At 33.5% G+C, this 11,862-nt stretch carries 10 protein-coding genes; all 10 read right to left on the reverse strand.

Annotated elements, in window-relative coordinates; all coding sequences use genetic code 11:
* Window positions 1-113 precede the first annotated feature (113 nt).
* Window positions 114-1,493 carry a hypothetical protein gene (locus tag APF76_04230; protein KUO52252.1) on the reverse strand — a complete coding sequence of 460 codons (1,380 nt, stop codon included), beginning with the start codon at window positions 1,491-1,493 and terminating at the stop codon, window positions 114-116.
* A 4-nt stretch (window positions 1,494-1,497) separates the two neighbouring features.
* Window positions 1,498-1,974, reverse strand: a complete 477-nt coding sequence (locus tag APF76_04235) for a damage-inducible protein CinA (protein KUO52253.1) — start codon at window positions 1,972-1,974, stop codon at window positions 1,498-1,500.
* 98 nt (window positions 1,975-2,072) lie between these two features.
* Window positions 2,073-3,554 carry an ATPase gene (locus APF76_04240; GenBank protein KUO52254.1) on the reverse strand — a complete coding sequence of 494 codons (1,482 nt, stop codon included), beginning with the start codon at window positions 3,552-3,554 and terminating at the stop codon, window positions 2,073-2,075.
* A gap of 17 nt (window positions 3,555-3,571) precedes the next feature.
* Entirely contained in the window at window positions 3,572-4,099 is a 528-nt protein-coding gene (locus tag APF76_04245) for a hypothetical protein (GenBank protein KUO52255.1), read from the reverse strand.
* A gap of 133 nt (window positions 4,100-4,232) precedes the next feature.
* Window positions 4,233-4,781, reverse strand: coding sequence for a CDP-diacylglycerol--glycerol-3-phosphate 3-phosphatidyltransferase (locus APF76_04250; GenBank protein KUO52256.1), 549 nt, complete (start codon window positions 4,779-4,781; stop codon window positions 4,233-4,235).
* Window positions 4,750-6,114, reverse strand: coding sequence for a hypothetical protein (locus APF76_04255; GenBank protein ID KUO52257.1), 1,365 nt, complete (start codon window positions 6,112-6,114; stop codon window positions 4,750-4,752). The genes APF76_04250 and APF76_04255 overlap by 32 nt, the downstream gene beginning before the upstream one ends.
* Before the next feature lie 12 nt (window positions 6,115-6,126).
* Window positions 6,127-6,870, reverse strand: coding sequence for a hypothetical protein (locus tag APF76_04260; protein ID KUO52258.1), 744 nt, complete (start codon window positions 6,868-6,870; stop codon window positions 6,127-6,129).
* A 111-nt stretch (window positions 6,871-6,981) separates the two neighbouring features.
* Window positions 6,982-9,231, reverse strand: a complete 2,250-nt coding sequence (locus APF76_04265) for a cell division protein FtsK (protein ID KUO52259.1) — start codon at window positions 9,229-9,231, stop codon at window positions 6,982-6,984.
* A 157-nt stretch (window positions 9,232-9,388) separates the two neighbouring features.
* Window positions 9,389-10,165, reverse strand: a complete 777-nt coding sequence (locus APF76_04270; GenBank protein ID KUO52260.1) for a UDP pyrophosphate phosphatase — start codon at window positions 10,163-10,165, stop codon at window positions 9,389-9,391.
* 14 nt (window positions 10,166-10,179) lie between these two features.
* The gene (locus tag APF76_04275) at window positions 10,180-11,784 is read right to left on the reverse strand and encodes a sodium:solute symporter (GenBank protein ID KUO52261.1); all 1,605 of its coding nucleotides are present in this window, start codon (window positions 11,782-11,784) and stop codon (window positions 10,180-10,182) included.
* Window positions 11,785-11,862: the final 78 nt, after the last annotated feature.

Here is an 11,862-nt window from a genome sequence, read left to right on the forward strand (position 1 = left end):
CCCTTTCCCATCCTAAGCCAAACAATTGTTCTTTTAAATTATATTTTATATACTATATACTGTCAACAATTTACAAATTATTTAATTCATATATCTTAACTTTTAACAATCATTTAATCAAAAATTGTCCTTTGTATATTAAATCCACCTTCTAAGTTGAATACTTTAATAACATCAGCTGCCCTCAATATAGTATTTTCTTCCTCTTCTTTTCTAATGAAATGTAATAAAACTACACTATACGGTACTTCTGTTTTACTTTGCAATCCCTTGATTCCCGCAGCCCCTGTAGTACCCGCATCAATTATAACACTTTCAGCATCACTTTTTATTGAAACCCTATGCCGATGTCCATGCAATATAACTGGTATTCGATTCACAAATGCCTCTGCTATATGCGGATGATGAACCATAAAGATATCTGGAGTAGCTTCAAAATTTCCTAATATCATTTCTGCCCTTAGTATATACTCAAATACTGTTTCTTCATTTGGGGGAACTAAAGCACTTGAAACTGCAGCGGGATCATGAATACCTAAAATATTAAATCCTTTAATATTGACAATTTCATCATTTACAACTACAACATTATTTATAAGTTCCATTGCTGAAATAATTTCAGGGGAATCATGGTTTCCTGCCACAAATAGATACGGAATTGTAAAATTATTAATTTTTTCAAGTAAAATTGCCTCTAATGGACTCCCAAAATCAGAAATATCTCCTGTATCTATGATTATATCTACTTCAAAGCTTTCGGAAACCTGTTTAATAAACTCAAAAGCAGCAGGATTATTATGTATATCGGAAACATGAAGGACCTTTATTGTATCAGCAAATTCTCCTATTGGTCTAACTAGATCAACTTTTTCAAATAACTCATAGAGACTATCAGCACTAACTTTGAGTTGCTCTCCTAATTTATCTACCTTTACAAATGCTTCTTGTGCAAATCCTATCATCCATGGAGCAGCTTTAATTACACCTCTATATTGTGGATTAGAAAACTCATTAATGTTATATGTGTAAAAGGTCCCAGTTAGTAAAATTGCCATTATCCCAAAACCCATAAGAGCCGCTTTTAAATAATCAAATACATCTCGCTTGTGTAGCAAAAGCATGGCGAAAGCACCACCTATGAATGCAATCAAAAGCATTCTTGCAATAAATAGTCCTGCATGCCACCTAACTTCATTGATTACCTTGTCCACGAAGTCTGCTTGATCTATTGGTTCTTCAATAAGCTCTTGAAGTAAATCTATATCTATATTTATAAGGGTAACACCCAGTTTTATGGGAGTCTGATGAGTTTTCGCACTAATAATACCCACAGGTGGAATGCTAATTTCTGTTAATCCATCATCAAATATCTCTAAAGATAATCTAAACTCAAAACCCTCAATGCTAAAACTCATGTCCCCAAAAAGTGTAACAAATGTAAAAGTTGTTACTACTATTAATATAAGGATTAACCATGTTTCTTTGGAAATCATGTATTCACCTTTCTTCCATCAATAATAAGAGAGAATTCGCTATAGCAGAGGAAACAGACTGTTTTCTAATATTTTTCCGGTTTCCTGCAAATAGATGTTTATATATTAAAATATTATTCTCCATAGCAATTCCGATATACACGAGACCAACAGGTTTATCCTTACTTCCTCCTCCCGGCCCAGCAATCCCTGTTATAGCTATACCAATATGTGCATTAGCAATATCTCTTATCCTTAGGGCCATTTCTTTAGCAGTATTTTCACTAACTGCCCCATATTGTTGGATTGTACTGTTTTTCACTCCAAGTAGATTGATTTTTGCTTCATTACTATATGTAATTAATCCTATTTCAAAAAATTCAGAGCTGCCAGGAATACTTGTTAATTCTGCTGCAAGTAATCCACCAGTACACGATTCAGCAACTGCAACCTTAATATTATTTCCTTTTAACTGTTTTACCAAAGACTCTAAATTTTTCATTTACTACTCCTTAGGTTATGTTGTTTAATCAATTTATAGCATAAAAAAGAACCTATAACAAACTTTTGTTATAGGTTTAGTGAGAAACAGTCACTTGATTAATTTAAATAGTTTCTTAGGTCTTCTCCATTAACATATTCATCATCTACAAGTTTCTGGCTGAGTTTAGTCAATGCAGCAAGATTATCTTCTAATATTTGATTGACAGTATCTTCTTGTTCACGAAGTATTAATTGACACTGTTTACCTAATAAGTTTTTACTTATATCCTCAGGACTTATTATTCCCAGAGTAGACATTCCATTAAATATAATTCTTTTAACCATTTTCAAGGCTTCATTATAATCATTTCCTGAGCCTGTACTCTTGCATTTTAAAATAATCACTTCAGCAGAAGCTCCTGCTAAAAGTATTTTTATCTGATTTTCTAAATAATCTAATGTATATAAATACATATCTTCTGCAGGCTTTTGTCGCATGTAGCCAAGGGCACTATCTCTTGAAGTAATAGTTATATGGGATACAGATTCAGGTCTTACAGATTCACTTATTATTGCATGCCCTATTTCATGTACGGCTATGCGATATTTTTCTTCTTTTGAAGGCTTCCGATCAGTTTTTTCCCCAAGCATTACTTTGTCTACTGCTTCTTCAAAATGTTTTTGCTTTATATCAATACTTACTTCTCTTAATGCCAAAATTGCAGCTTCATTTGCTACGCTTTCTAAATGAGCACCTGAAAAACCAAAAGTGTCTCTAGCAATTTGTTCTAAATCCACATCAGGAGCTAAAGGTTTATTTCCTGTATGAATTTGTAAAATCTGCATCCTAGCTTCTTTTTCAGGTAAATCAACTCTTACCACTCTATCAAATCGACCAGGACGTAACAAAGCCTCATCTAGCATGTCTACCCTATTGGTAGCACCAACAATTAATATTTTTATATCTAGATCATTGCTATCTAAACCATCCATTTTAACAAGAAGCTCATTTAGGGTTTGGTCGTACTCCATATGGTTACTGTTTTGTCCTCGTTTGCTTCCTAAAACCTCTATTTCATCAATAAAGATTACTGCGCGTGTCTTTTTTTCTTTGATTGCAGTCTCTTCAGCTTTTTTGAATAGATTTCTTACTCTTTGTGCTCCCACCCCTGCATACATTTCAATAAATTCACTACCACTTGCAGACATGAATACTGCTTCTGTATAATTTGCTGCAGCCTTTGCTAAAAGCGTCTTACCAGTACCAGGAGGACCTGTCAGTAACAAACCTTTTAATGGCCTAATACCCATTATAGATATATCTTTATCTTTAATAATAAAGTCTAAGGCCTCTTTTAATTCTTGTTTAGCACTTCTTTGTCCCCCAATATCCTTAAACTGAATTGCTGATGAGTTAGCAATCCTTTTTCCTCTTCCTCCCACATTTAACACACCATTTTTCTTAAGAATGAAAAACAACATTCCTCCAAAAACTGCAAATAATAAAATCGGGAAAATATTAAATCCTTGAATTGCTAGAAATGTAACTGCTGCTATACCGGTACCAATAATAATTTCTTTTAACTTTCCTTTTAACATATTAAACCTCTCCCACTTTATAGATTAGTGTTAGTTCGCTGCATTATCCTATAGATATAGTTTTCATGGGATTGGACCTGAATAAATAAATGAGTATCATTAATATACACTTGATAGTCAATATTTTCATCGTTTTGTACTAAGCTTTGCATGCTATCCTTCAAGGTTACAAAATCACCTTGAGCCAAAGACTGATATGCATAATACTGTATTTCATTCCATACTGTTATTAACTCATTATTTGGGTTATCTACTATTCTAATTTCAAATCCTTCGTTATCCTTGACATGAGAATGGCCTATTTCATTTAGATTTGAGTAAGCTGTTTGAATATTGTTTACCATATCTAATTCTACTGTTAAAATCAGTCCTTCTGTACCTTTTTCAATAGTATAGTTCCTCACACCATCTACCTCAGAAATCTCTTGCCCAAGAGGTTTTTTAACTGCCATTTCAGTATAAACCCAGTTTAAGGACATAAACACACCTAGCGCTAACACAAAGGCTATTATTATTACAGGTAGGCTAAATCCTTTAATTTTCATATACGTTCCTCCCCCTTGACCTGTAATTTGATACATTCCTCATTATAACTTAAAGTTTAATATATATCCTTATGAAATAGATGGAACAAAAAAACCATATGAGGATAATCCCCATATGGATCTGCTGTACAATTTATTTATTTAGTTTTAAAACTTTCCACCCATTTACAAAATAGTCAACTCCAGACCATAATGTAAAGATAACCGCTATATAGATTGAAATCTCACCTATGTTAAATGGAATATTGAAAAGGTTGACAAATAAATCATTGAGTATAATGGCTACAATAGCTACTATCTGTGTTACTGTTTTAACCTTGCCCAATTTACTTGCAGAGATTATCACACCATCACTTGCTGCAATGGATCTTAAACCCGTTACTGCAAACTCACGCCCAATAATTATTACCGCAATCCAAGCTGGCACAAGATTAATCTCTACCAAAGAGATTAAAGCTGCTGATACTAGAAGCTTGTCCGCAAGGGGATCCATTAATTTACCAAATTTTGTTACTTCTTTCCTCGCACGTGCTATATATCCGTCTAATCCATCTGTACTGGCAGCCAGCACAAATATCGCAGCTGCGATGTATTCCCCAAATGGAATTCTAATTAGTATGAAAAACATAAAAATTGGAACTAAAAATATCCTAGCCAAGGTGACTCTGTTGGCAAGATTCATCTGTAACCTCTCCTATCAAATCAATGTTGGTAGAACCAATAATATCTACAGGTATTATATTACCAATCTTGTTTTGTTTAACTGTTTTTAAATTGATATATACTTGACCATCAATCTCTGGGCTTTGCAAATAACTTCTTCCTAAATACCAATCCTGCTCATTAGGTATTTTTTCTTCAATTAATACAGGTATTCTTCTACCAACATATTTTTCAATTTCTTCAATTGTTACTTTATCTTGTATTTCTTTTACTTTTGATACTCTTTCCAATTTTATTTCTTCTGGAACCTGATTAGGCATTATAGCAGCTGGAGTCCCTTCTTCTTGTGAATAGGTAAAGAAACCACTCCATGTAAACTTTAATTCTTTTAATCCATCACTAAGTATTTCAATGTCTCTCTTATTTTCCCCGGGAAAGCCAACAATAAATGTACTACGAAGTGCTATATCAGGCAAAATCTTTTTTGTTTTTGCAACCAAGTTATTGATATCCTCACTTAAAAATGTTCTTCCCATTCTTTTTAGAACATCATCACTTAAGTGTTGGAGTGGTATATCTAAGTACTTACAAATTTTTTCTTCTTCAGCTATCGTATAGAGCAATTCATCACTTAAGTAATTTGGATAACAATATAGAAGTCTCAACCATTTTAGATCCTGAATTTTAGTTAAGTCTTTCAAAAGGCTAGGTAAATTATAATTAGAATTTATGTCTTTCCCATACTGCCCAATATCTTGAGCAATCAGAATAACTTCTTTAAATCCTTTATTTACTAAGTATTTTGTTTCTTTGATAATGTCCTCCGGTAATTTACTTCTATAGTTTCCTCTTACTAGTGGTATAACGCAATATGAACAATAGTTATCGCATCCATCTGCTATTTTAAGATAACTAAAATACCCATCCTCCACTCTTTCTCTGTTAACGAACCCTTCACGTTTAAACTCCATAGCATCTTTAACTGCAAAAACTTTTTCCCCACCGAAAAGTTCCCTTATAATATCTGGCAACCTGTCTATCTGATCATTTCCTACGATTCCATCAACTTCTGGAATTTCTATGCTTATCTCTGTAGAATATCTTTGAGCTAGACAACCAAAAATAACTAATTTTTGAAAAACCTTTTTCTCTGATGCTACACTTAAAATTGTTTCAATTGATTGTTCCTTGGCATCTTTTATAAATCCACATGTATTTATAAGAATTACATCAGCTTTCTTAATGTTTTCTTGCCATTTAAAACCATCAGCTAAAAGCAATCCCTTTACTACTTCTGAATCTACAGTATTTTTTGCACACCCTAGTGTGATTAATGCTACTTTTAAAGACATAACATTGCTCCTTTAGATATCATCTTCTATTGAAAAAGTTTTTCTAACAACTTCACCATCATTACCTATTGGTTCAATTAATTGTCCATTATACACTATATCAACGGCGCCTGCATCTCCAAACACCATATTTATTCCATTTTCATCTTCAAAAATAAGGCTATCTTCCCCTTGTGTTATTATACGTGAAAATACAATTGTATTATTTATTGAAACTTCTAACCAACAGTCTCCTCTTTCAGGTATTACTTCAATATTTACACCAGCATATTCAGGTTCAGTATTAATATCCTCATTTGGTGTTTCATCTTCATTATTCTCATTTGGTTCACTTATTATTGTATCATTTGGGGGCGGTGGACTAGGAATTGTATTATTCCATATTTTATTAATTCCTATTAACACAATTACTGCTAAAACAAGTATTCCAAACCTTACTAATTTACTATAATTAAAATTAACTTTTGGAGACTTTTTTTGTCTATAAGAAGTTTCTTCTACGTACTTGGAAACATTATCTGTATCAATCCATGATTGATTAAACTCCTCTAAAATTTCTGTGGGGTCAAGATCTAGTAATTTGCAATAACTACGCAAAAAACCTATTATATATACTTTGCCTGGTAGAACTTTATACTCATTATTTTCTATTGCTTCTATATAAAATCTCCTTATTTTTGTATATTCTTCTACTTGTTCTATTGATAGTCCTAGACTAATCCTTCGTTCCCTCAACTTCTCTCCTACGCCTGACATTAAAAGCACCCCCCTCTCATTATAGATACTAGGTCAAATCTAATCATAATTATGTCTAACAGTATAGACTTTCTTCATTAGTATCGAATTTTCCTGCAGATTAATAAAGGATTAAAAGTTTTTAAACATATCTTTGTACTCTTCCCAGCCAATTAAAAGCGCCCTCGGTTTACTTCCTTCATACCCACCTACTATACCTTTCTCTTCCATTAAGTCTATTAACCTAGCAGCCCTTGTATACCCTATTCGCAATCTCCTCTGTAACAAAGAGATAGATGCTTGGTTACTCTCAAGTAATATTCTCGTTGCTTCAGGAAGCAATTCATCATCTATTTCTAGCTGCTTCTTGGGAGGATTTTTTTCTTCAAGTACATTTTCATATTTTGGAGCACCTTGTACCTTTAAAAATTTAACTATTTTTTCGACCTCTTTATCTGAAACATAAGCGCCTTGAACTCTGACAGGCTTAGGTTTTCCCATCGGGAAGTATAACATATCTCCCTGACCTAGTAGTTTTTCTGCACCACCTATGTCTAATATTGTTCTAGAATCAACTTGAGATGATACTGCAAAGGCAATTCTAGATGGTATATTAGCTTTTATAAGACCAGTTATGACATCAACAGAAGGTCTTTGAGTCGCTACAACTAAGTGAATTCCTGCTGCTCTTGCCATTTGTGCTAATCGGCATATTGCATCTTCGACATCTGCTGGGGATACCATCATCAAGTCTGCTAATTCATCTATTAGTATTACTATATATGGAAGTGCAGGTTGTTGACCTTCAGGGTCTTCCTGTGCTTTCAAATTATTAAAACGTGTAATATCCTTTACTCCCGCAGCAGCAAACATCTCATATCGGTTTTCCATTTCATTAACCATCCAACGTAAAGCTGTTGCAGCTTTTTTAGAGTCTGTTACTACAGGTGCAATTAGATGGGGAATACCATTAAAATTAGTAAGTTCCACCATTTTCGGGTCAATAATTAAGAGCTTCAGCTCTGTGGGTAGTGCTTTAAATAATAAACTACAAATTAATGAGTTCATACACACACTTTTACCGGACCCTGTAGCACCAGCAACCAATAGATGAGGCATAGCTGATAAATCTGCTACCACTACTTTCCCAGCTATGTCCATTCCAAGGCCAACAGCTATTTTTGATGAATTCTCTATAAATTGGGGACTTTCTAGAACTTCGCGAAAGCTAACAATTGCAACTTCCTTATTGGGGACTTCTATACCAACTGCAGCTTTCCCAGGTATAGGGGCTTCAATTCTTACTTGAGATGCTTCCAAGTTTAATGCAATATCATCTGATAGATTTACTATCTTACTAACTTTAGTTCCAGTCTCAGGTTGTATTTCGAACCTTGTAATTGCAGGACCACAGCTCACCTGTGAAACTTTACATTTAACTCCAAAGCTTGCGAGGGTTTCTTCTAATTGTCTAACCTTTTCAGATATATCTTTATTCATTCTAGGATTTTTTAGTTTAATATTTCTCTGAAGCAATGAAATTGGTGGTAAGGTAAATTCACTACTTGTATTATTATATAAACCAGGTACTCCAATAGGGCTTCCAATTTCTTCAATCTCCTTTGTTTCATTTTCTTCCGAAATAGACACTAACTTATCCTTTTCTTCATCCTCATAGTCGCTGTCTTCTTCTGAATCTTGATACATATGAACAACAGGAACAGCTTTTGATTTTACTTTTTTATTTTTCTTCTTTGTTGAAATTTTTGCTGTAGAAGTATTTTCTTCATCAAATAGGAATTGTGAAAGACCATTTCCCATTTTAGTAAAGCTATTTCTAAATACTGCAAATGTCGAAGCTAAAAGGCCAATAAGATGAGTATTGGTAAGAAGCATGAATGATAGTAATAACGATGTTACTATAATTATATAACTACCAAAAACACCAAAAATTTTAATGAAAATGATAGAAAATGTTGCGCCAATTAATCCTCCACCTATTCCTTCCATAGATTCACCTAAAATAGTACTTATTGGAAGAGTACTGCTAGTAATATTTATATGTAATGCTACTGTAATTGTAATAAAGGCTAAAAGTATTCCAAATCCTTGATTTGAAATACCTGATACTTTTTTATTTTTAAACAACATAATTGCATAAAGAATCATCAATAGTGGTACTAAATACTTGGCTTGTCCCACTAGACCTGTAAATATTCGCGCTATAAATAAACCAAAAAATCCTATAAAATAATTAGAAGTAAATGCCACTTCCATATCAACCACATATATGCTAATCCCACTTAAGGCCGCAAATGCTAACCATAAAATAGCAGCTACTTCACTTCGAGATTCCTCTTTTATTTTCTGCCAAATTTGCATAATCTCACCTCAAATGATATTTCTACATAATTATTTCAAATCCTTTAGCGTTTATAATATTAGTACTAATTAGGCCTCCTATATACTGATATAGGAGGCCTAAATTTTTTCCACAACAAAAGCATACTTTATCCATGGAAATATTAGTGGCCTTAGTTTATGAAGCAAAAGTATTTAGTAGGATAATTGTTGCTCCTACTATCCAGCAATAAACAGAAAAATATCTAAGCTTACCCTCTTGTAAAAATTTTAATAGTATTTTTATTGCAAAGTACCCTGAAACTGCTGCAGTAATGGTTCCAACTATATAAGGACCATATACAGTTGTCGTCATGGGTTCTGATAGTAAATCCTTAGTTTTTAATAAGGTAGCCCCTAATATTACAGGTACAGCTAGTAGAAATGAATATCTTGCAGCAGTCTTTCTGTCTAACCCTAAAACCAAGGAAATCGCAATTGTTGTTCCTGATCTTGAAATGCCAGGAGTAATTGCAGCCCCTTGCGCAAGACCAATAATAACTGCATCTCTATATTTCATCTGGCCAAGGCCCTTATAATTGTTTTTAAATGACTCAGCTATCCACAATAATGTTCCAGTTACTAATAAGGTAAAACCAACAACAAGAAGAGAACTAAACATCCTTTCAAAGGTATCTTCAAGTGCAAGTCCGATGATTGCTGTAGGTATTGACCCAGCAATTATTAGCAATGTTAATTTTTGAAATGGATTACGAATTAAACTTATAATATCATCTTTAAAAACCACTAATATTGCAATTAATGTGCCGAAGTGTACTAACACTTCAAATGTTAAGCCCTCTGGTTCAACACCAAGAATAGAACTTAAGATTACCAAGTGGCCAGAACTACTTACAGGTAAAAACTCAGTTAACCCTTGAATTAAACCAAGAAGTACAGCTTCTATATAAGTCAATTATATTGCCCCCCTTATAATTCCCCCAGAACAACTTCTGCAATATTGTGTGAGTGATCGCTTACTCTTTCCAGGTTGCTAATTATATCCAAAAATACAACACCAGATCCAGCATGACATTTCCCAGAATTTAGACGTCTAATATGACTTTTACGCAAAGTTTTTTCCATAATATCTACTTCATTTTCCAATTCAACAACTCTATCTGCCAATGTAATGTTGTCGTCCTCTAACGCACTAATCGAAGTCGTATAGGCTTCTAATGATAAAATTTTCATTTTTTCTAATTCTTCCAAAGCAAATTCTGAAATTGGAAGCCTTTCATTAATCTTTATTCTAGCTAGCTGAGCAATATTCTCGGCGTGGTCTCCTACCCTCTCAATATCATTAACTGCATGTAGTAAACCTGTATGTCTTTTTGAAGAGGTACTAGTCATACCTTTTTGTGACGTTTTTGACAGATATCTTGTAATCTCCTTTTCTAATTCATCAATAATATCTTCATTTCTCATTACTTCATCTAATATTTTATTATCTTCTTTAAAGAAGCCTTCCATTGCCATATTAACGTTATCTTTAGCAAGATTTGCCATTCTAATAATTTCTTTCGTTGCTAATGCTAAGGCTAAACCTGGTGTTTTTAACATTCTGTCGTCAAGATACACAGGCCCAGTTGGTTTGATCTCCTCTGATCCAGGAACAATCCTAATAATTAGTCTTACAAAAACGCTGATTAACGGTAAGAAAAGTAAAGTATTAAAAATGTTAAAAGAGGTATGGGCGTTGGCTATTTGTCTTGCTACGTCATCAGGGGGAGAAACAAGTAAAACAAATTTCATGAAAACGGGCAGCAATATAAGTACAATAATAGTCCCTGCCACGTTAAAAATAATGTGAGCTGCTGCAGCTCTTTTAGCTGATAAATTCGCACCTATTGATGCGAGAAGGGCAGTAATACACGTTCCTATATTATCACCTAGAAGAATTGGAATAGCAGCTTCAATTGGTATTAATCCTTGAGCTGCTAACGCAATAAGAATAGCAATAGTTGCACTACTTGATTGAACTAAAGCAGTTGTTACTATCCCAACAAATACTCCTAGAATAGGGTATTTACTTAACTGTTGGATAGCTGAAATAAATTGAGGATAGTCCTTTAAAGGTGACATAGCCTCTTGCATTAAACTTAAACCTAATAATAAAAGTCCAAACCCAAATATTACTTGTCCAATATATTTCATTCGTTTTTTCTTGCTTAAAAAATTCAGTAAAAAGCCTATGAAAATTATTGGGAAAATATAATGACTAAGCTTAAATGATATAAGTTGAGCTGTAATGGTTGTACCTATATTAGCTCCCATCAAAACACTAACAGACTGTTTTAATGTCATTAATCCAGCATTTACAAAGCTTATAACCATAACTGTGGTAGCACTACTACTTTGTATTGTGGAAGTAACAAATGCACCCATTAGAACTCCCACTACAGGAACACCTGTCAACACTTCTAAAACTCTACGGACTTTATCTCCAGCAGTTTTTTGTAACCCATCTGCCATTGATTGCATAGCATAGATAAAAATTGCTAACCCACCAGCAAACCCAAAAAATATTTCCATGAGTAATTCTCTCCTAATAATGAAATTATCGTAAATGCCTCATAAATTATATCATAGGTCATGTAAGTTAACCATATA

It is taken from the genome of Desulfitibacter sp. BRH_c19, from assembly GCA_001515945.1.
Taxonomy (GTDB): domain Bacteria; phylum Bacillota; class DSM-16504; order Desulfitibacterales; family Desulfitibacteraceae; genus Desulfitibacter.